The sequence below is a fragment of the Corallococcus sp. BB11-1 genome, from assembly GCF_026626625.1.
Lineage (GTDB): Bacteria > Myxococcota > Myxococcia > Myxococcales > Myxococcaceae > Corallococcus > Corallococcus soli.
The window spans coordinates 438,236-458,324 of sequence record NZ_JAPNJY010000035.1; the positions used below are offsets into that span (position 1 = coordinate 438,236).

Genomic DNA, 20,089 nt, shown 5'->3' on the forward strand with positions numbered 1-20,089 from the left:
CGCTGCCTGTCCTTCCTTCGCAAGGAGCCTGGAATGAGCAACACCCCTCTGCCCTCCACCCGGATGGAACAATTCGTCGCCCTCTCCTCGGTGTTGACGGGCTTCACGACGGACACCCTGGCCCCGTCGCTGGACCCCACGGATCCGCCGCTCAAGAAGCTCTACCTGGACGCCGCGGACGCGAGCAGCTCGCAGACGGTGGACGCGCTGCTCGCCGCGTTCGCGAAGCTCGCGGGACAGCCTTCGCAGTCCATCGCGAACACGCTGCTGGAGACCGCCAGCGCGCAGCCCACCGCGACCGCGCAGATGGCCCGGAGCATCCTGAAGCTCTGGTACCTCGGCTCCTGGTATCCCCCCACCTCCATCCTCGCCACGGACGGCACCGTCGTGGCGATGAATGCCTATATCGGTGGGCTGGCCTGGTCCGCGATGCAGGCCCACCCCATGGGCTACAGCGAGCTCAAGTTCGGTTACTGGAATTCCCCCCCGCCCCCGCTGTCCGGCGTCCTCCCTCCCGACGAGGCGAACCATGGCTGAGACCAAGACCTATGACGTGGTGATTGTCGGCGCGGGCATCGCGGGCGGCATCATCGCCCTGGAGATGGGCCGGCTGGGCAAACGCGTGCTCATCCTGGAGGCGGGGGCGCCCATCCCCGCCAGCCGCGAGCAGTACATGGAGAACTTCTTCCTGTCCGCGGCCAAGACGCCGGAGTCGCCCTATCCGCCGAAGACGCTGGCCCCCGCCGAGGAGGCCACGCCCCGGCCCACCATCCTGGGGCTCAGCAACTGGAAGAACGCGCAGAGGAGCTACCTGGTCCAGCCCACGCCGGACCCCACGTTCCAGCCGAAGCAGCTGCCCTTCGCCAGCACCTACGAGCGCATTGGCGGCGGGACGACCTGGCACTGGCTGGGGACCTCCCTGCGGCTGGTGCCCGACGACCTGGTGATGCACTCCCTCTACAAGGCCCCGGGCTTCGGCCCCGCCACCGACTGGCCCATCGAGTACTCGGAGCTGGAGACGCTCTACGGCCGGGCGGAGGATGAGATTGGCGTGTCCGCCAGCGTGGCGGAGCAGGCCCCGCTCGAACAGGCGATCGGGCTCGCGTATCCAGCCGGCTACCAGTACCCCATGCAAGCCATTCCGGAGAGCCTGGTGGATCAGGCCATGTCCCAGGGCGTGGCGGGCATGAGCCTGTTCGGCCAGCCCGTCTTCGTCACCCCGACGCCGGCCGGCCGCAACTCGCAGCCTCGCGCCAACCGGCCCGTGTGCGCGGGCAACACCAACTGCATCCCCATCTGCCCCATCCAGGCGAAGTACGACGCCACGGTGACGCTGAATGCCGCGCTCAACACGGGCAGCGTGGACATCCAGTACCGGTCGGTCGTGTCGCGGCTGCTGACGGACACGCAGGGGCGCATCTCCAGCGTGGAATACCTCACCTACAACCGGGAGCTGAAGCCGGGGCCGGTGACGACGTCCCAGGTGAGCGCGACGACCTACGTGCTGGCGGCGCACGCCATCGAGAACCCGAAGATCCTCCTCAACTCCGCGTCCACGGCCTTCCCCAAGGGCCTGGCCAATCGCAGCGACCAGGTGGGCCGCAACCTGATGGACCACGTGCTGTACCTGTCGTGGGCGCTGATGCCGGAGGGCAAGCCCGTGTTTCCGTACCGGGGCCCGCTCTCCACGTCGGGCATCGAGAGCCTGCGCAACGGGCCGTTCCGCAGCCAGCGCGCCGCCTTCCGCATGGAGATCGGCAACGAGGGGTGGAACTTCCCCATCGGGGACCCGTACACGACGGTCAACGACTTCATCAACGGCACCAACGTCTCCGCGCTCAACCCCGTCACCCCGCCGGGCACGCAGCCGACGTCACCCAGCCTGAAGCTGGGGGGCCGGGCGCTGGTGATGGCGCTCAATGACAGGCTGACCCGTCAGTTCCGCATGGCGTGCCTCATCGAGCAGAGCCCCCAGGCGGAGAACCGCATCACCCTGGACCCCGTCCTCAAGGACGGCCTGGGCCTGCCGCGTCCGAAGATCGCCTACGGCTTCGACAAGTACACGCTGGATGGGTTCATGGCGGCGAAGCAGGCCAGCTCCGCCATCTACCAGGCGATGGGGGCGACGGAGTTCACCAACTTCAGCCAGTCCCAATCCCAGCCCGGCTACTTCGAGTACGAGGGCCAGTCGTTCGTCTTCTTCGGCGCGGGCCACGTGATGGGCACCCACCGGATGGGGACGGACCCACTCCAGTCCGTGGTGGATGCCAACCAGCGCTCGCATGACCATGAGAACCTCTGGATCGTCGGCAGCGGGAGCTTCCCCACGGTCGCCACGCCGAACCCGACCCTCACGCTCGCGGCGCTCGCCTTCAAGACCGCGGCGAGCCTGGGCAAGGCGCTGACGCTCTAGGTGTCGGTCCAGCGCCACGCGGGATGGCCGCGTGGCGCCGTGAGCCTCCAGTCCGTGCCGCTACCGCGCGCCCGGGCTGGTCGCCCGGGCCCCGGTCCCGGCCCAGGACGCCGGCACCGCGAGCCGTGTATCAGTGCCCGGCAGGTGCCTTGTGGCATGGCCAAACACATCCGGCCGGGCGAGGAACGTCTCCACCGCCGGGTCGTTCGCGAAGCGCGGCTCCTGGCGCAGGCGGTCATCCAGGAAGACGATCTGGATGCGTTCACGGCGCAGGTACTCCGGGAAGGACTCACCCGCCCGCTTCGTCCAGACAGGGACGCGCTGGAAGGGCGCCCCCAGGTACACCGGAAGTCCCCCCTGCGTGTCCAGCACGCCCAGGACCTGTCCTGGGGCGATGGGGGCTTGTCTGGCGAGCGCCTGGAGCGCCCGCACCCGCTGGAGCTGTTCCCGCTTCGGTGGGGACGCTGGACCCTGGCGGTGCACGAGGTCGGGGACCGCCAACACCACGGCTGTCGCCAGCAGCGCGGACAGCAGCGGCTCCAGCGGGCCCGTCCTGCGCGACGGAGCCGCGTCCCGAAACCCGGGGCCCTCCACCGCGCGGGCCAGCGCGGTCAGGACGGCCACCCCCATCACCCCCTGGAACACGAGGTAGTGATGCCGGGGCTGGAGCAGGACCGAGGAGAGCAGCGGGGGCAGGAGCACGACTCCCACCACCACCAGCGTCTCCACCACGCGCGGCTGTCGAGGAAGCGTGGCGAGCTTCCTCCAACGCAGGAGCAGCGCCGCCAGCGGAAGCCCCAGGGCGATGAGGACGAGCAGCAGGTGCCCCGCGTGCTCGCGCGTCCAGGGGCCATCTCCTGGCAGCAGGGGCCAGCCTCCGAAGCCCGACGTGAGGACGCGGAGCGACTCGCGGGGATGTCTCTCCATGTTCCAGCGCAGGTGCGCGAGGAACGACTGGGGATTGGCGCGCAGCGCGGCGCCGAGCGTGTCCGCGTCACCAAACACCGGCTGGAGCACCTGCTTGCATTGGTCCCAGGGGTCCACCTTCACGGTGCCCGTGCGCTTGCTGTGGCCATCCGCGAAGTGCTGGCAGAACGCGTAGAAGCGCCGGTTGCTGGTGTTGCCGAACGGGTTGCCCAGGAGGGCCACCAGCACCAGGACGCCTGCCGCATAGACGCCCACCGTGCCCCAGGCGCGGGGCTCGCGTGCGTGCTCCCGGCCCCTGCGCGCGCGCAGGACGAGCAGCACGCCCAGCACTGCGGACATCAGCAGGAAGGAGAGGAAGAACTCGGGCCGCGCGAAGGAGGCGATGAGCAAGCCCATTCCCACGCAGGCACCCGCGCGCTCGCGGCCGCGGGCCCGGCACGCGATGCACAGCGCGATCAGGATGACGAAGAGCGCGAAGAGGGTGGGGCGCGGCTGGACGTGCGGCGCCATGGACAGCAGGTGCACGGCGGCTCCCGCCAGGGCGAACCCCGGCCGCGCCCCCAACTGTCGCAGCAGGACATAGCCCGCCACGGACGTCAGCAGCAGGAGCAGTCTGCCGTTGGCGTAGTAGAGCGCCACCGGCTCCGGCCACAGGAACGACAGCGCGAAGTACCAGAGCGAATACAGCGGCCCCCACTCCGGATCCGGCGGCCCGTTCACCGGCAGCATCACCGCGCGGTGCAGGTAGTCGGCTTCGTCCCAGAGCGCCAGGTCGAGCACCGCCTCGACACCCTGGCCGAGCTTCAGGCACGCCACGCCGAGCGCCGCGAGGCACAGGGCTTCGGTGAGCCACGCGGGGAGGCCTCGGGAGGGCGGGTGGGAGGGATTGGACACGCGGGTGGGCGGGTGGGGAGCGTCCCTGGCTAGCAGCGCGATGAAGGACCGGTCCAATGCGCCGCGGGCCCATGCCGACCAGATGACAACGGTATGGGACGCAGGTCCGGTAGCCTTCAATCGCGTGGGCGACGTGCTCTTGGAGCCGCTGGAACGAGTCGGTGAGCGGGCTCGTGCTCGCGAAGCTGGGCAGGCCCCCTCGCCTGGGCGATAAGGCCGAACACGCGGAGGCCCTCTTCGAGGTGACGGACGTGGAGGGACACCGCGTGAAGGAGTGCCGCATCCAACGCAGGCCGTTATCGCAAGACCCCGCGCCCGACGCCGCCGTCGCCCCGCCCGCCTGAGGACCCAGCAGCCATGCCCCAGTTCACGTCCTACTTCGTTGACTCCACCCCGGGAGACCCGCTCACGGACACGCGGTCGCGCCAGGTGCAGGGGGCGCTCTGGTCCCGCGTCCAGCCCACGCCCGTCTCCGCGCCCCGGCTGGTCGCCCTCTCCCCGGAGGTGGCGCGCCTGCTGGGCCTGGAGGAGCAGGCGCTGCGCTCCGAAGCCTGGGTGCGGGTGCTGGCAGGCAATGCCGTGGAGCCGGGCATGGCGCCCTACGCGGCCAACTACGGTGGCCACCAGTTCGGCCAGTGGGCAGGGCAGCTGGGGGATGGGCGGGCCATCGGGCTGGGGGAGGTGCGGGCTCCCGATGGGACGCTCTACGAGCTGCAGCTCAAGGGGGCGGGCCGGACGCCGTATTCACGCAGAGGGGATGGACGCGCGGTGCTGCGCTCCTCCATCCGCGAGTTCCTGTGCAGCGAGGCCATGCACCACCTGGGCGTGCCCACGACCCGCGCGCTGTCGCTCGTCGCCACGGGGGACGCGGTCGTCCGGGACATGTTCTACGACGGGCACCCCCAGGAGGAGCCCGGCGCCATCGTCTGCCGCGTCGCCCCCAGCTTCCTGCGCTTCGGCAACTTCGAGCTGTGCACGAGCCGGGGGGACGTGGCGCTGCTCAAGCAGCTGGCGGACTACACACTGAGGCAGTTCTTCCCGGAGCTGGGCGCGCCGTCGAAGGACACCTACGCCGCCTTCTTCCACGAGGTGGCGCGCCGCACCGCGAAGCTCATCGCGCAATGGCAGACGGTGGGCTTCGTGCACGGCGTGATGAACACCGACAACATGTCCATCCTGGGGCTCACCATCGATTACGGCCCCTATGGCTGGGTGGATGACTTCAGCCCTGACTGGACACCGAACACCACCGACGCCGAACAGGGCCGCTACCGCTTCGGCAACCAGCCCGCCATCGGGATGTGGAACGTCGAAAGGCTGGGCGTCGCGCTGATGCCCCTCTTCGAAGGCGACGAGGGCCTGGTCCAGGCGGGGCTGCTCGAATACCAGCGCGCGCTGAACGCGGAGATGCTGGGGCGGTACGCGGCGAAGCTGGGCCTGGCCTCCCTGGAGGACGAAGCGGACGTGCAGCGGGTGAACGCGTGTCTGGCCTGGCTGGGGGCGGAGGAGACGGACATGACGCTGTTCTTCCGGGGCCTGTCGCGCGTGGTGGTCGCCCCCACGGCGCCCACCGTGTTTCCGGACGTGCTGCGCGAGGCCTTCTACAGGCCGGTGTCGGAGCCCCACCTCGCCCGGGGCCTGGAGTGGCTTGCGTCCTGGTGGCAGCGCACGCGGCGGGAGGGCGCGGACCCCGTGGACCTGGCGCGCCGGATGGACGCGGCGAATCCGAAGTACGTGCTGCGCAACTACCTGGCCCAGGAGGCCATCGACGCGGCCCACGCGGGTGATGACTCGAAGGTGCTGGAGCTGCTCGACGTGATGCGGCGCCCCCATGACGAGCAGCCGGGCCGCGAAGCCTACGCGGCCCGGCGGCCTGAGTGGGCCCGGTCAAAGCCCGGCTGCTCCGCGCTCTCGTGCAGCTCCTGACGCGCCCCAGGGCTGCTGGGAGCGCGGGGGCTGTGGCTGCCGAACGTGCTGACGCGTTGCCCACTCACGGATGGTATGGGTAGCGCGCCAGGACTTTTCCCTCAGGCGATACGGCGTAAAGCTCAAACCAATGGGGTGAGGGATTGAAGCCCGGTGCCGCCCACCCGCATTTCTCCACGCGCCGGTTGATTTCAACGAAATACAGCCCGCCCTGTTGCCCCACGACGACTTCCATGGCTTTGGCGGAGTAGGAACAGTCTTTCGCATACTCCTTTGGAAGGCTGGCCAGTAGCTTCTGCAGGGCGGCGTGCGCGGCGATGATGGCCGGGCCATCCAGCGTGGCCAGGGGGCGCACGTCATCGGGCCACTCGATCCCCTCCGCGATGATGGGTGCGCGCGGGTGGGTGCCCCCATCCGTCCTGGTGGTTCCAGGCCCAGGGACGACGGTGCCGCCATCCGCTCCCGAGGTTGCTGGGGGGAGGGTACGCGCTCCGCCATCCATCAGGAGGGTCACGAGGAGAAGGGCGTGTGACGGCTTCAGCATGGGGCGTGCTCCAAGGCACTTCTACCACTTCAGTTCAGGTGAGCAGCGAGGCAGCAGCATTCTGGGGCTGCGCATGCCGGAGGCTTCCTGCGGATGACAGGTCGCTTGGAATTCCCAGTGACCTTGCTCCTGGTCCCACTGGAAGACTTCACCCGCCGGGTTCCATTTGTAGAATCGGGGCTCGTCCTTGTGGCCGGTGGCCAACCAGGCCCACGCGGGAATCAGCTGGTTCCGTGCGTCACGTGCCCCGATCTCCCTCCATGGGGCGCCCGGGTTGCCGCGGCAGGCACCCACACAAAAGAAACCGGCGCGGCCGCCAGGGCATGGCGACCGCGCCGGTGGGTCGGGGCCGCAACCCTCTGGGACTACTGTCCGGAGCTGACCTGGAAGGTGGCGCCGGAGAAGGCCGTGTAGCCGCGAATCAGGACGTAGTACGTGCCCTGCTTCGCCGGGTTCAGGGTGCACGTCTCATTGTTGCTGGCGCCCGCCGAGCGGCAGTCGTAGCTGCTGGTCGTGGGCGCGCTGCCGAACTTCACATACATGTCCGCGTCACCCGTGCCGCCGGAGAGCGCGAAGCGCATCGCGGTCGCGCCCGTCGGCGTGACGGCGCTGAAGCTGGTGCTGCTGTTGCGGCTGCCGCCGACGTTGTTGACCGTGGTGACCGTCGTCCAGACCGGAGGCGCGGCCACGCCCACGGCGCTCCACGCTTCGTTGACGGACGCGACGGCGCTGGCGCCGTACAGGTCGGAGGCCGCCTGCGCGGTGGCGCCCCGCGCGTCCGCGAAGGTGCTGCCCGGCGTCAGGTAGACGGTGTTCGCGCGGTAGAAGATGGCCGCGCCCTTCAGGATGCTCGTGTAGGCATCGGCGTCGAGCGCGGGCACGACGTTGCCCGTCTTGCCGCGCGGGTGCGTTCCTCCGGACACCATCAGGTGGAAGGCCAGGTTCGCGATGCCGGAGTTCCAGTGCACGCCCCCGCTGTCGGAGGTGCCCGTGTAGCGCGTGGGGTAGTAGTCGTAGTCCCCCGCGATGGCCGGGTCGTTCATGTAGCGCAAGGCGTCGCCGGCCGTGGCCGGGGTCCAGCACTCCTCGCCAATCTTCCAGGTGTTGGCGCTGACGACGCCATCCCGGTACGCCTCGATGGCGGCGCCGAAGACGTCCGACATGGCCTCGTTCAGCGCGCCCGACTCATTGGCGTAGATGAGCTCCGAGGACGTGTCCGTGACGGCGTGGGTGAGCTCGTGGCCCACGACGTCCAGCACCGTCAGCGCGGACGACTGCACGCCGTCGCCGTCGCCGTAGACCATCTGCGTCCCGTTCCAGAACGCGTTCACGTAGTTCTTGCTGTAGTGGACGGTGGAGATGAGGTTCGTGCCCAGCCCGTCGTAGCTGTCCCGGCCGAAGACGTTCGCGTAGAAGTCGTAGGTGAAGCCCGCGTTGTCGTGGGCCTGGTCCAGCAGGGCATCCCCCGTGGGGCCCTGGCCTTCCGAGCGCACCAGCGTCCCCGGCAGCGACGTGCGGTTCTTGGCCGTGTACGTCTTGCGGTTGCGGCTCGTCTGGAGGTTGTCGAAGCTCCGGACGGCCTCGCCCGTGTGCGCGTCGATGAAGACGTTCGGCATCGACGGCTCACCGTCCGCCTTCACCGTCTCCAGCTGCACCCGCCACGTCAGCCGGGTGTCCTGGCTGTCCGCGAGGATCTGCAGGTCCACCTTCGGCGCACCCACCACCGTGCTCCCGTCCTCCAGCGAAGCGATGGCGCGCTCGACGGCCGCCTCCAGCTTGAGCCGGGGCGTGGTGTCCACCTTGAGGTCGCGCGTCAGCCGGTCCGTCACGCTGGCGACCGCGCCGTCCCGCCCCAGATGGACGATGGCCGCGGCGCCGAACACGGGGACGCCCTTGAAGCGCTGCTCCAGCCGCTCATGCGTCCGGCCCTGCGGGTCCACCAGGACGCGGCGGGCGGACAGCTCCCCCGCGCCACGGAAGAACCCGGGGCGCTCGGCCTGGAGCCGGCGCAGGCCCTCGCCACGAACCGGCTTCGCCGCCAACCCGCTGTCCTGCGTGGAGGGCTGGGCGTCTTCAACGGTGCTGGGACCGCAAGCACTTCCCAGGAACAGGATGGGGACGAGCGTGACGAAACGGCGGATGCGCATGGGATGCTCCGAGTCGGGGCTGTCACCCGACGGGACGTTGCCGGGCTCGTCTGAAGACCCGGTGCCCCCTGGAACGGCCACATGGATTTTTGAACATGGGGCATACCCGCGCGGCTGCGTCCCCGGTCAACGCAAGTGCTTGCCGGCGCGACGCGGCGCCAGGGCCCCACGTCCCCGGCACAGGGAATTCCCAAGGGGATGGCCTCCGCGAGGGGCGGTGGCATCCGGCTTGCGTAGGGCACCGGACAGTTCCCGCGCTCCGGAGAGTGTCCTTGCACCCATTCACGCCCCGCCCCACCGTCAGACGTCTCGCGAAGTCCTCCCTGGTGTTGATGGCCCTGGGAGGCCTGTCCCTGGGCTGCACGGATGACCCGAAGGTGGAGCCTCCACCTCCGAATCCGCAGACGCTCTGTTCCGGCACCTTCAGCGACGGCACGAGCATCGACGTGGCGAACCCGCAGCCGCTGGGGGACGTGCCGCTGCCGGAGCAGTCGTTCTGCGACTTCCACACCTTCGCGTGGAACCAGTTCCTGTACCTGACCCAGACGGTGCAGGACCCCAACGACCCGGTGTTCCCCACCAAGCCGCGGTTCCTCTCCTACGCGCCCTGGTACAACATGCTCCAGCCGAACGGCGCGGCCGCTCCCGGAGCGTTCCCGGGTGGCGCCACGACGCTCCAGGTGGGCAAGCTGGACAACAAGCAGGCGGGTGGCGGCCAGGACGAGCTCATCGACGTCTCCGGCAACACCGTGCTGTATGACATCCGCTTCAACGCGCCGATGTATGACTTCATCGTCGGCCAGAACTACTTCACGCAGGCGGACTACTACGCGTTCTGCCAGCCGACGGACCCGGGCCAGCCCTTCACCGCCTGCGGCAACACGGAGCAGCTCTGGCTGCCCTGGGGCAGTGGCACGCCCACGTCGATGGGTTCAATGGGCTCCGTGGAGGTGAAGACGGCCTGGCGGCAGTTCCCCGCCAATGACTGTCCCGCGTCGCAGATGTACTGCGCCGGTTCGGGCCTGGGCCTCATCGCGCTGCACATCGCGCAGAAGACGCCGACGCATGGTGAGTGGGTCTGGGCCTCCTTCGAACACCTGGGCAACACGCCGGACTGCGCGGCGGGCTCCAGCACGCCCATCGCGCCCCAGTCTCCGCTCGGGACGCCCTGGGCGCTCTTCGACCCCGCGAAGGTGCCCGCCAGCGTGATGGAGACGAAGACGTGCGGCGTCACGGCCGCCAATCCCCAGTGCAACCTGGATCCGCACGTCGGCACGAGCGGCTTCCAGCAGGTCAACGTCTGCCGCACCGACGCGCTGCCCGCCGGGGGCGCGAGCGCCGCCAACTGCGCGGTGGTGGGCTCCTCCACGCAGGACCCCAACGCGAACAGCGGCGGCAACGTGTCATGCCTGAACGCCACGCTGCGCCCGAAGCTCGCGGGCGTCTGGCAGAACTACCAGCTCATCGGCACGCTGTGGACCAAGGGCACGCAGCCGCCGGATCAGGACTTCTGGATCTCCCTCTTCCAGTCGGCCAAGCCGGGCCTGCCGGAGAAGACGGCGGTGGGCTTCCCGAACCTGGCCAACAGCGCGCTGGAGACGTACCTGCAGATTGGCTCGACGGCGTATGATCCGAACGCGCCGGGCCTGTCCAACGCGAACAAGGCCGGCTGCTTCGGCTGCCACAACCCGGCGGCCCAGGACAGCGACACGGACCTCAGCCACTTCCCGTCGAAGTTCAACGACTTCCAGAGCCCCCGCGTGCCCGCGGAGCCGTAGCGCGAAGGGCCCCTCCAGACGCCCACGGGGCTGGACGGTCGACCCGTCCAGCCCCGTGTTTCACGTGTCCTGACGGGATGCGTTCCCGTGGAGGCGCGGACCTGCTGTCAGTGGACGCTCAAGGTGGCGTCCGCCGGCTGGGTATTGCTTCCCAGGTGGGTTTCAAGGGCGCCCACGGGGATCTGGTTGTGGAACTGGCCCTTGCAGTTGGTGGTGACCTCCACCTGCACCGTGCACGAGCCGTTGGCTGGGATGGATATTCCCCACATCTCCACCCCCGTGCTGCCCTGGTAGGACAGGAGCTCCCCGCCGCATGTGGTGCTGGCGCCGCCGGTCGCCATCATCCCGTCGGGGAAGAAGTCGGCGAGCGACGAGGTCAGGTAGGCCGCCCTGTTGTACGGGTTGCTCAACGTGATGGTGAGCAGGGAGGCATTGCCCAGCCTGATGGAGGAGGGGTGGAAGTCCTTGCTGACGTTGGGAGAGACCTGCGTGCCCTGCTTGACGGTCAGGATCGCCGTGGCCGGTGCCGGGTTGCTGCCCTTGTCGGTCCGCAGGGCGCCCGCGGGCAGCGTGTTGACGAAGCTGCCGGCGACATGCGCGGTCACGGGCACCGTCACCGTGCAGGAGCCATTGGCCGGGATGTAACCGCCGGTCAGCGTCACCGTGGTCTGTCCGACCATGACGACTCCGCCGCCGCACATGGTGCTGCCCATGCCAACGGTCGTCACACCGGCAGGCAACGTGTCGGTGAGCGGCGCCGACAAGGTCGCGGGCGTCGGGCAGGGATTGCTCAGCGTGAGCGGCGCGACGCCCCCGGCGCCGTCGTGGGCTTCGGCGGCTTGCGCTACAAGGTGCTCGAAGGTCAGCAGGTGCTGAACCTGGCCTACCGCCTCGCGCCCCATGCGTGGGGGGCCGGGTATGCGACGGAGCTGGCCCGCGCAGCCCTGGCACTGGCCCGCGAGCTCCTGCCCGCGATACCCGTCGTGGCTGTCATCCACCCAGAGAACGGGCCCTCCCTCCGCGTCGCGACCCGGCTTGGGATGCGGCTCGACCGGCGCATCAACTACGAGGGCGTCCAGAACTGCCTGTACGTGGCCGACTGAGCCCCGCACCAGGGCCGGGGCTGCGAAGGACGTGCACCCCACGGTCAGGGGCCCCGCGATCGCGGTCGAGGGATGGCTGGTGGACCTTTCCGGGGGCACACCGCGCTGAAGCGCACATCGGAGGCAAGGCCTTCCGCGCCCTCGGGAGGGCGCGGCTCCGCGCTACTGGGAGGAGGTTCTGGGCGCGACCTTCCGGTTCGAGCTGTTCGTGGCGTGGAACGACGACGAGGGGTATCCCGAGGACGGGGAGTACGAAGACAAGCCGGACCCCCATCCGAAGGAAGAAGCCCGGCGACCCGCGAGGGGCCACCGGGCTTCAGGCCCATCCCAGGGCGTGCCGCCCTGAGCTACTGCGTGCGCGCCCGCTTGCGCCGGGCCGCCAGCGCCGCGAGCGCCAGCCATGCGAGCGGCGCCACCGGGGCCGCGCCGCAGCCGCAGCCGGAGTCGTCTTCCTGCTCCGGAGGCGGCGGGCTCGTGCCCCCGTCCGAGCCGCCCAGGCCCGCGTCCGGCTGCGCCGTGTCACACGGCGCGTCGCCGACGCACACCGTCACCTGGGCCTCGCCCTGCGCTCCGGCGGTGTCCACCACGACGAACCGCACGGTGTGCAGGCCCGGAGAGAGCCCGGTGGTGTCCCAGCGGTTGTGCTCGCCACCGAAGTGGAAGTGGGTGTCGTTGCGCACGTCCGAATAGAGCACCGTGCCGTCCACGTAGAATTCGGCGCGCGTGCAGCCCACGTCGTCCACGCAGTCGCCAAAGAACTCCGCCGTGGCGCCGGACACGCGCTCGCCCTCGGTGGGGCGCGTGAGGACGGCGCGCGGGGCTTCATCCGCCTTCGTGGTGAGGAGGAAGGTCTGCTCCGCCTCCGGCGCCACGCCGTTGCTCGCGCGCACGGTCACCTCCACGCTGCCCGCGGAGGCCGGCGTCCAGGTGATGAGGCCGGTGGCCGCGTCCAGGGTCAGGCCTGCCGGCACCGTGCCCACCAGGGCGTAGGTCGGCGTCGGCCGGCCCGTGGACTCCACGTCATACCGGTAGGGGGCGCCCACCACGGCGGTGAGGCCCGGCGTGGACGTGATGGCGGGAGCGAGCGGTTCGTCATCCGCCTCCACGGCCTCGATTGCGCGCGCATCCAGGCCCGGCATGGCCAGGGTGATGGTGGCGACGCCATCCAGGTTGTCCGCGTCCGGCGCGGCCCGCAGCGTGACGGGCCTGGGCGTGCTCCAGTTGGAGGGGGTGAAGCTCAGCGTGGCCCCGGTGTCCACGGTGATGTCCTCGTCGCCCTGGGTGCGCGCCACGGTGACGGTGACGTTCGACGTGGGGCGCAGGGAGAGCGACACGTCGAACGTCGCGGTGGCGTTCTCGGGGACCGTCAGCCGCGTGGTGGACAGCACCAGCCGGGGAGAATTGGTGTCGATGGTGGTGGCCACCACGGACTCGTCCGCGAGGCCCTCCGTGCTCACCACGAAGGTGGCGGTGTCCGCGGTCGCGTCCTCGTCCTCCGCCGCCGCGAGCGTGACGACCTGGGGCACGCTCCAGTCCGTCGGGGAGAAGGTGAGGGTGGTGCTGCCCGCGATGCTCAGGTCCTCGGAGCCGCCCATGGCGCGCGCCACCTGCACCGTCACGGGGGCGGTGGGGGCCTGGGCGAGCCGCACGGTGAAGGCCGCGCGTCCGCCCTCCACGATGCGCAGGTTGAGGGAGGTCACCACCAGCTTCTGCCCGGCCGCCGCCGGGGTGACACGGCGCACGGTGCCGTTGGTGAACCCCAGGGCGTAGAGCGCTCCGTCCGGGCCCACCGCCATGTCCACGTTGGAGGAGAAGGCCGTCCCCCACTCGTCCACCGTCGCCACCGAGTTGTCCCCGGCGAGCGTGGCGCGGGTCACCTGGCCGGTGTTGAAGTCTCCGAAGAAGTAGTTGCCGCGGTACTCCGGCGGGAAGAGGGTGGCGTCATAGAACGTGCCGCCCGTGATGGAGCCGCCCAGCGCCTGCGTCTGCGCGGTGCCCCCGCCGCTGCTCGCATCGGGCAGCCCCGGCTGGGCCACGGTGAAGGTGGTGGTGCCGGGGGCGGAGGCCGCGCTGGCGACGTAGAACTCGCCGTTGAAGCTCGCGTCGGCCACGCCTTCAAAGGTGATGCGCTCGCCCTTGCGGAAGCCATGTCCCCCCGTCGTGGTGAAGGTGGTGACGCCCCCCGCGCGCACGGCGCCCCCCGTGGCGAGGAGGTTGCGCGTGTCCGAGCCGTTGGTGCGGTACTTGATGACGGGCGGGATGTAGCCGTTGGTGGGCTGGTTGTTCTCGTAGTCGTTGTAGCCGGCGTGGTCGCCACGGCGCACGACGAAGACCTGCTCGTAGCCCGTGCCCACGCCGTTGACCCACAGCAGGCCGGTGGTGGGCTGGAACGTGAAGGTGAACGGATTGCGGAAGCCGCGCGCCCAGATGTATTCGTTGTTGGGGCCCACGCCGTCGTTGAACGGGTTGTCATTCGCGGGCGTGCCGTCCAGGTTGGCGCGGCCCACCTTGGACGCGAGCGACGTCAGGTCGGCGTCCACGCCCGTGCCGTTGCCCAGGTCGCCAATGGCCCAGTAGAGCTTGCCGTCCGGGCCAAAGCCGATGCCGCCGCCATCATGGTTGTTGCCCGTGGTGGGCAGGCTCCGGACGACCTCCGTGCGCGCGGTGCCGGTGCCGTTGGCGTCCGTGTAGCGCACGATGCGCTGCTCGCTGGGGGAGACGGTGACGAAGACGTAGACGTAGCGGTTGACCACGTAGTTCGGGTCGAACGCGATGCCGATGAGGCCACACTCGCTGTTGGTGTGGACGGTGGGCTCGGTGGCGAACACGCGCGTCACCAGCGTCTGGGTATTGGGCTGCGTCTCCAGGGCGCCGTTCTTCATCGCCACGGTGCGGATGGCGCCGTTCTTGAGGGTGACGAACAGGCGGCCAGAGCCATCCGGCGCCCACGCCATGCCGGTGGCGGGCGTCAGGGTGTTGGACGTGTAGGAGGTTTCAGTGAAGCCAGCGGGCACCGTGGCCAGCGCTGGCGAGCACAGCAGCAGGGAGAACAGGGATGCGACGAGGGGGGTGCGCATGGCCGCGAAGCTACCGCACGCGCAGGGGGATTCAGTCCCTCATCGCAGGCTTTTCCAACATGGCCGCGGGCCCGCTCGGGCGAGCAGGCCCACGTCGCCGTGGGCGGCCTGCCGTGCGCGTTGGCGCACACACTCACCTCCGGCACTACCGGGAGGCCATGACCTGGCCAAGCTTCTGGGTGCTCTTCGAGAAGGGACCCCGGGCGAGCTCCTGGCCGGAGGTGTTCAGCACCTGGGCGAAGACCTGGCCGAAGCCCTTCTTCAATCCCATGGACTGGTGGGGTTCACCCTTGGCGTCCGCGACCATGTAGAGCGACGACTCCAGCTCCGGCGGAGGCGCTTCGCCCTTCTTGCGGAACAGGTCGCGCATCTCCGCGAGCGATTCATCATGGCCCTTGCGGATCTTCTTCTGGGCCATGCCCTTGAAGAGGCCGGGAACGTCGCGCAGGTCCACGCGGACGACGACGATGGGCTTCTCCGCGCGCATCTCGTAGATGAACTGGTAGGCGTGCTCACGGAGCTCTTCCTGGGTGCCCCGGTTGGTGTACAGCACCAGCGTGGGCCGGCCCTGCCCGATGGGGACCTCCTGACCGAAGACATCCTTCGATTCAGCGGCGCTGGCGGGGAGGGCAGCCAGCAATCCCAGGAGGCACGAGAGCAGGGCGGTCGTCTTCTTCATTCAGGGGATCCTTTGAGTGAGGGACGTCAATGGCTCCCATCAACCGCGACCCTCCCTCCACGAGTCCCGGCCCCTTTGGGCGACCCGCGCCGCACTCCCTCTAAGCGAGCCCTGGGGCGCGGCGCGTGCCCGCCCGCCCGCCCATGTCGCCGCTTGCACGTCCATCCATGCTTCGTCCCCCTTCCCTGGAGGACGGGTTGGAGCTGACCAGCAGGAGCCCTCGTGGTGCCCCACCGCGTCTTCGCGCTCCTGGCCACCCGGCCCTGGAAGAATGCACGGGAGCGGGTGACAGGAAGCGAGGCCCTGCGTGTTCAACCCGCCAGCACCCGATTGCTGGAGGTCGCAGACCATGGGCAGTTCACTGGACCGTCGCACCCTCATCCAGGCCAGCCTGGGACTGACGGGGGGCCTCGCGCTGCTGCGAGGCACCCCCGCGCTCGCGGCGCGGCCTCCCGTCGTTCCCTCAGCGGCTCCATCCGAAGAGGCACCGCGTCCCTGGTACGAGCTGGGGCTGATGGCCGACCCCATCATGGACAGCCAGCTGCTCCACTTCCTGGCCGCGACCTACAGCGCCCAGGCGGACATTGGCGAGGTGCTGGACACCGCGCACCGCATCGTCCCGGGGGATGACTGGAGCTGGCCCAACGAGTGGGTCCGCACCGCCGACCGCATCCGCGCCATGGGCGACGTGAGCCTGTCCCGCCGCCATGCCATCAGCGCCGGCAATGCCTACCTGCGGGCCGCCAACTACTACCGCGCCGCGCTCATCCACCACCCGGAGCCGGGCGACCCGAGCGTGCTCGCCACCGGGCGCAAGGCGGTGGCGGCGTACGACAAGGCCCTCACGCTGCTGAAGATTCCGGGCACCCCCGTGCGCATCCCCTACGAAGGCACGACGCTGCCCGGCTACTTCTTCCGTGCCCCGAACTCCCGGAGCATCGCGCCCCTGCTCATCTTCCAGCAGGGCCGCGACGCCTGGCCGGAGGAGTCCAAGTATGTGATGGATGCCGCGCTGGCGCGGGGCTACCACTGCCTCATCGTGCACGCGCCCGGGCAGGGCATGGCCATCCGCGAGCAGGGGCTGCCGTTCCGGCCGGACTGGGAGCAGGTCATCCGGCCCGTGGTGGACTTCGCCCTGTGCATCGCGGGGGTGGACTCACGGCGGATCGCGCTCCTGGGCTGGAGCATGGGCGGAGCGCTGGTGCCGCGCGCGGCCGCGTTCGAGCGGCGCATCAAGTTGCTCATCCCCAACCCCGGCGTCCTGAACTGGGGCCAGTCCTCCTTCGAGCAGTTCAACATGTACTTCCCGGAGCTGATGCCGCTGCTGGACAGCGACCCCCAGGCCTTCGATGCGGGCATGGCCCAGCTCATGGCGCAGGTGTTCCTGTTCCGCTGGTACATGAAGGACTCCATGAACAAGCACGGGGCCAGCTCCCCGTCGGACCTGCTCTTCAAGCTGCGGGAGTTCAACAACGAGCCCGTCGTCCACCGCATCCGCTGCCGCACGCTGGTGATGGACGGCACCGCGGAGGCCTTCTCCCAGGGGCAGGCCCGGCTGCTCTTCGACGCCTTGAGCTGCCCGAAGGACTACCTGCTCTTCACCCAGGAGGACACCGGCCTCCTGCACTGCCAGGAAGCAGCGCAGGCCGTGGCCAACCACCGGATGTTCGACTGGCTGGACGAATACATCTGAGGCCAGCTACCCGACGCCCGGCGCCTCGACGATGACCCGGAAGAGGGCCTCCACCTCCTCCGGATCCACGCCCAGCTCCGCGGCCCAGGCCCGGCGCGTCGCGAGCAGCGCCGCCGTCGCGGAGGGCTCATCGGGCGCCTGGGCGCGGCTCTGCCGCCGGGCCAGCTCGTTCCGGCGGGCCAGCAACTCCACCAGCTCGCGGTCCAACTGCTCGATGTGTTCGCGCGTCTCCCGGGGCTCCGGCGGTCCGGACGCGAGCCCGGGCAGCGCCATGCCCTCTGTCTCCCGGGCGGTGGCCACGGCGGGCAGGGCCGCCAGGTCGCGGTGGATGGCCTGGAGCGCTTCGAGCAGGCGCTGCCGCGCCTCCGTCGCGAAGCGGTTCTCCTGCTGGATGGCGGTGAACAGGTGGCCCGCGTCCGAGCGGACCGTCTCGATGGTGCGCGAGAGCGCCTTGAAGCTGGCCGGCGCGAAGGGCACGTCCACCGCCGCCCCTGAATCCACCATCCCCTTCGCCACGAAGAACGTGAGCGCGTGGGTCTCCGCCATCACCCGGTCGTGCCCTTCCGGCGTCTGTTCAATGACCTCACAGCCCAGCGCCTCGTAGAAGCGCCGCGCGCGCGGGGCCGCGTCCGGGTGCAGCGGGTTGGGGCAGAGCACGACGCGCATGGGGCGCTCCGCCATCGCCAGGCTCAACGGACCGAAGAGCGGATGCGTGCCCACCCACGGCACCCGCGCGCCCAGCACGTCCTTCATCGCCTCCACCGGCTTCACCTTCACGCTGCCCACGTCCAACACCAGGTGCTCCGGCCGCAGGTGGGGCTTGAGCGCCAGCAGCACCTCCCGCATCTGGGGCACCGGCACCGCCACCACCACCAGCTCCGCCCCCGCCAGCAGCTCCGGCACCGAACGGGCCCGAAGCGCGTCCGGAAGCACCGCCCCCGGGTCCAGCGCCTGGTAGTCCAGCGCCGCCGCCTCCAGCAGCGCCCCCAGCGCACGTCCAAACCGTCCGTATCCCACGAGGGCGATTTTCGGCATTTTGTAAGTTTACGCCAATGGCGGCAAAGGGCGGTACTGCCTTGAGGTGTGGGCAGGCCGGAAAAGCAGGACCGCCGGGCCCCTGTTCGAGAGGGGCCCGGCGGCGGGTGCTGCGTGCGTGGGAGGGGAGGCGGGACTACCGGCCGCCGCGCGCGTGGGCTTCGGTGATGCAGGCCTCGGTCTTCTCCGGGACGACGAAGAAGGCCTCCTGCCGGCTCAGGCCCTGGGTGTTGCCCAGCCAGCCGTCACCGATGGTGCCGGCGCCGTCGTACACCAGGGCCGTCCAGTCGTTCTGCGACGCGGCGAAGGTGTCCAGGGCGTCGCCGTCACCGTTGAGGCTCCCGGAGACGTACGCGTTCAGGATGACGCCGTTGTTGTTGAAGTCGAGGTTGGCGCTCGCGTTGCCGCTGACGAACACGTTGTTGATGCGCACGCCGTAGTGGGCCAGGTCCGCCTCGGTGGTCGGGCTCAGGGCGGAGAAGGCGTAGACCTCGTTGTGGGAGGACTCGTACACGGCGCCGATGCGCAGGCGCGAGTAGTCGAGCACGCCGTCCGCGCCGTCCACGCGCAGGCCGCCCAGCTGGTAGTTGTAGTTCATCAAGCTCAGGTAGTTGGGCTTGTTGTTCGTGTTCTCGTTGCCGCCATGCATGAGGCCGATGTTGTGCCCCAGCTCGTGCATGAGGGTGCCGGCCTGCTGCTGCTCCGTGCCGCCGGGCGTGCTCCAGTTGCCCAGCGTCATGATGAAGTCGTGCCCGGGGATGCCGCGCGAGATGCCGCTGGAGCCGCCCGCGTTGTAGTGGTCCGCCACCAGCAGGTAGTGGAAGAACGGCGCGCGGCGCGCGTTGAAGTACTTCGCCTTGATGACGTCGAAGTCCGGCCAGACGGGGTTCAGGTCCAGGTCCACGTCGGCCGCGGCGATCTGCTGATCCGCCACCAGGTGCAGCGCGATGCCGGTGGTGCCGTTCGGGTTCGTCACCGGCGCGGCGGCGAAGGCGGCCGTCACGCGGTCCAGCGCGCCCTGGGTGGGCTTGAGGCCGGGGTAGTAGTCCATCTCCACGAAGACGTCCTTCTTCTTCGGGTCCGCGCCGTAGTAGCGCAGGTCCACGCCGCCGTAGCCGAACAGCTCCGCGTTGTCGCTGATGCGGTCGCCGTCCGTGTCGGTGTTGTAGGGATTGGTGCCGTAGCGGGCCTCCGCGTCGTTGCAGATGCCGTCACCGTCGGAGTCCAGGGCGGTCGTCGTGCACAGGTACACGGGCTGGACGTTGGACACCTGGTAGGTGTTGCCGTCCTGCGTCACCTCTTCGTACTTGGGCTTGTGGTAGACGCTGACGGAGCGGTAGCCCGCGCGGCTGTAATAGAGCCGGAGCGCTTCCTGCCCGGACGCGATGCCGAGCAGCTGGACCTGATCATCGCCGTTCTTGTCGCCGTAGGCGTCGAAGACGTAGAGGCCCGACGACTCCGTCTGCCGGTAGGTGGGGTTGCTGCCGCAGCCCGTGCCGGAGCAGACGCCGGACAGCACCGTCACGGTCGCGTCCTGCATGGCGCTGCCAGTGGCGGCGTCGTAGACGTAACCGTAGACACAACCGTTCAGACCGATGAGGGCCACGGAGGCCGTCAGCAGGTGCTTGTGAAACATGGACATGGGGATCCCCCTCGAAGGAATCAGGGGCTGGGCGCTTCTCGCCAGCCGGGACATGTACGAGGGCTGATTTGAATATTCCTCACCCACCGGGCGATTTTTCGCGGTGGTGCCCGGGCGGGCGGTGGATTCCAGCCCCGCGGGCGGGCGGCCGGCCTCCGGGCCCCCACACGGAGGTATCGCCGGAGGCCGGCAGTGCGTATCACGGGGGGTAAGTGAGAACGCCCACCGACC

15 protein-coding genes are annotated in these 20,089 nt (G+C 69.7%); 7 read left to right on the plus strand and 8 right to left on the minus strand.

The window, feature by feature from the left end; translation table 11 throughout:
* Positions 1–33: 33 nt before the first annotated feature.
* Positions 34–537: a hypothetical protein gene (locus OV207_RS31105; protein ID WP_267558633.1), complete on the plus strand. Its 504-nt coding sequence runs from the start codon at positions 34–36 to the stop codon at positions 535–537.
* Positions 530–2,413: a GMC oxidoreductase gene (locus OV207_RS31110; RefSeq protein ID WP_267558634.1), complete on the plus strand. Its 1,884-nt coding sequence runs from the start codon at positions 530–532 to the stop codon at positions 2,411–2,413. The genes OV207_RS31105 and OV207_RS31110 overlap by 8 nt, the downstream gene beginning before the upstream one ends.
* A 60-nt stretch (positions 2,414–2,473) precedes the next feature.
* On the opposite strand, the gene OV207_RS31115 is transcribed toward OV207_RS31110, so the two are convergent.
* Positions 2,474–4,234: a hypothetical protein gene (locus OV207_RS31115; protein WP_267558636.1), complete on the minus strand. Its 1,761-nt coding sequence runs from the start codon at positions 4,232–4,234 to the stop codon at positions 2,474–2,476.
* 161 nt (positions 4,235–4,395) lie between these two features.
* On the opposite strand from OV207_RS31115, the gene OV207_RS31120 reads away from it, so the two are divergent.
* Both OV207_RS31120 and OV207_RS31125 read left to right on the plus strand, forming a co-directional pair.
* Positions 4,396–4,578: a transporter associated domain-containing protein gene (locus tag OV207_RS31120; RefSeq protein ID WP_267558637.1), complete on the plus strand. Its 183-nt coding sequence runs from the start codon at positions 4,396–4,398 to the stop codon at positions 4,576–4,578.
* A gap of 13 nt (positions 4,579–4,591) precedes the next feature.
* Complete coding sequence (locus OV207_RS31125; protein WP_267558638.1) at positions 4,592–6,160, plus strand: protein adenylyltransferase SelO; 1,569 nt, start codon at positions 4,592–4,594, stop codon at positions 6,158–6,160.
* Positions 6,161–6,224: 64 nt separating this feature from the next.
* Here the strand turns inward: OV207_RS31125 and OV207_RS31130 are convergent, their stop codons facing one another.
* Positions 6,225–6,704 (minus strand): hypothetical protein, encoded by a 480-nt coding sequence (locus OV207_RS31130; protein ID WP_267558639.1) that lies wholly within the window; start codon positions 6,702–6,704, stop codon positions 6,225–6,227.
* A 365-nt stretch (positions 6,705–7,069) separates the two neighbouring features.
* Positions 7,070–8,851 carry a M4 family metallopeptidase gene (locus OV207_RS31135; RefSeq protein WP_267558640.1) on the minus strand — a complete coding sequence of 594 codons (1,782 nt, stop codon included), beginning with the start codon at positions 8,849–8,851 and terminating at the stop codon, positions 7,070–7,072.
* 272 nt (positions 8,852–9,123) lie between these two features.
* On the opposite strand from OV207_RS31135, the gene OV207_RS31140 reads away from it, so the two are divergent.
* Positions 9,124–10,629 (plus strand): hypothetical protein, encoded by a 1,506-nt coding sequence (locus OV207_RS31140; RefSeq protein ID WP_267558641.1) that lies wholly within the window; start codon positions 9,124–9,126, stop codon positions 10,627–10,629.
* 107 nt (positions 10,630–10,736) lie between these two features.
* Here the strand turns inward: OV207_RS31140 and OV207_RS31145 are convergent, their stop codons facing one another.
* Positions 10,737–11,309, minus strand: coding sequence for a hypothetical protein (locus OV207_RS31145; protein ID WP_267558742.1), 573 nt, complete (start codon positions 11,307–11,309; stop codon positions 10,737–10,739).
* Here OV207_RS31145 and OV207_RS31150 point away from each other — a divergent pair.
* On the plus strand, positions 11,223–11,732 hold the full coding sequence (locus OV207_RS31150) for a GNAT family N-acetyltransferase (RefSeq protein WP_267558643.1): 510 nt from the start codon (positions 11,223–11,225) through the stop codon (positions 11,730–11,732). The two genes, OV207_RS31145 and OV207_RS31150, sit on opposite strands and share 87 nt — an antisense overlap.
* Positions 11,733–12,079: 347 nt before the next feature.
* Here OV207_RS31150 and OV207_RS31155 read toward each other — a convergent pair whose 3' ends face one another.
* Positions 12,080–14,809 (minus strand): PQQ-dependent sugar dehydrogenase, encoded by a 2,730-nt coding sequence (locus OV207_RS31155; protein ID WP_267558645.1) that lies wholly within the window; start codon positions 14,807–14,809, stop codon positions 12,080–12,082.
* 145 nt (positions 14,810–14,954) lie between these two features.
* Positions 14,955–15,488 (minus strand): hypothetical protein, encoded by a 534-nt coding sequence (locus tag OV207_RS31160; RefSeq protein ID WP_193430420.1) that lies wholly within the window; start codon positions 15,486–15,488, stop codon positions 14,955–14,957.
* 349 nt (positions 15,489–15,837) lie between these two features.
* Here OV207_RS31160 and OV207_RS31165 point away from each other — a divergent pair, with 349 nt between their 5' ends.
* Positions 15,838–17,181 (plus strand): alpha/beta hydrolase family protein, encoded by a 1,344-nt coding sequence (locus OV207_RS31165; RefSeq protein WP_267558646.1) that lies wholly within the window; start codon positions 15,838–15,840, stop codon positions 17,179–17,181.
* A gap of 6 nt (positions 17,182–17,187) precedes the next feature.
* Here OV207_RS31165 and OV207_RS31170 read toward each other — a convergent pair whose 3' ends face one another.
* Positions 17,188–18,216 carry a prephenate dehydrogenase/arogenate dehydrogenase family protein gene (locus OV207_RS31170; RefSeq protein WP_267558647.1) on the minus strand — a complete coding sequence of 343 codons (1,029 nt, stop codon included), beginning with the start codon at positions 18,214–18,216 and terminating at the stop codon, positions 17,188–17,190.
* A gap of 136 nt (positions 18,217–18,352) precedes the next feature.
* Entirely contained in the window at positions 18,353–19,858 is a 1,506-nt protein-coding gene (locus OV207_RS31175) for a hypothetical protein (RefSeq protein ID WP_267558649.1), read from the minus strand.
* Positions 19,859–20,089 lie beyond the last annotated feature (231 nt).

Bases quoted from the DNA above. Each gene is read 5' to 3' on its own strand.
- OV207_RS31105 (WP_267558633.1), top strand. From the start codon at position 34: ATGAGCAACACCCCTCTGCCCTCCACCCGGATGGAACAATTCGTCGCC.
- OV207_RS31110 (WP_267558634.1), top strand. From the start codon at position 530: ATGGCTGAGACCAAGACCTATGACGTGGTGATTGTCGGCGCGGGCATC.
- OV207_RS31125 (WP_267558638.1), top strand. From the start codon at position 4,592: ATGCCCCAGTTCACGTCCTACTTCGTTGACTCCACCCCGGGAGACCCG.
- OV207_RS31130 (WP_267558639.1), bottom strand. From the start codon at position 6,704: ATGCTGAAGCCGTCACACGCCCTTCTCCTCGTGACCCTCCTGATGGAT.
- OV207_RS31135 (WP_267558640.1), bottom strand. From the start codon at position 8,851: ATGCGCATCCGCCGTTTCGTCACGCTCGTCCCCATCCTGTTCCTGGGA.
- OV207_RS31150 (WP_267558643.1), top strand. From the start codon at position 11,223: ATGCGCGGTCACGGGCACCGTCACCGTGCAGGAGCCATTGGCCGGGAT.
- OV207_RS31145 (WP_267558742.1), bottom strand. From the start codon at position 11,309: ATGGTCGGACAGACCACGGTGACGCTGACCGGCGGTTACATCCCGGCC.
- OV207_RS31155 (WP_267558645.1), bottom strand. From the start codon at position 14,809: ATGCGCACCCCCCTCGTCGCATCCCTGTTCTCCCTGCTGCTGTGCTCG.
- OV207_RS31160 (WP_193430420.1), bottom strand. From the start codon at position 15,488: ATGAAGAAGACGACCGCCCTGCTCTCGTGCCTCCTGGGATTGCTGGCT.
- OV207_RS31165 (WP_267558646.1), top strand. From the start codon at position 15,838: ATGGGCAGTTCACTGGACCGTCGCACCCTCATCCAGGCCAGCCTGGGA.
- OV207_RS31170 (WP_267558647.1), bottom strand. From the start codon at position 18,216: ATGCCGAAAATCGCCCTCGTGGGATACGGACGGTTTGGACGTGCGCTG.
- OV207_RS31175 (WP_267558649.1), bottom strand. From the start codon at position 19,858: ATGTCCATGTTTCACAAGCACCTGCTGACGGCCTCCGTGGCCCTCATC.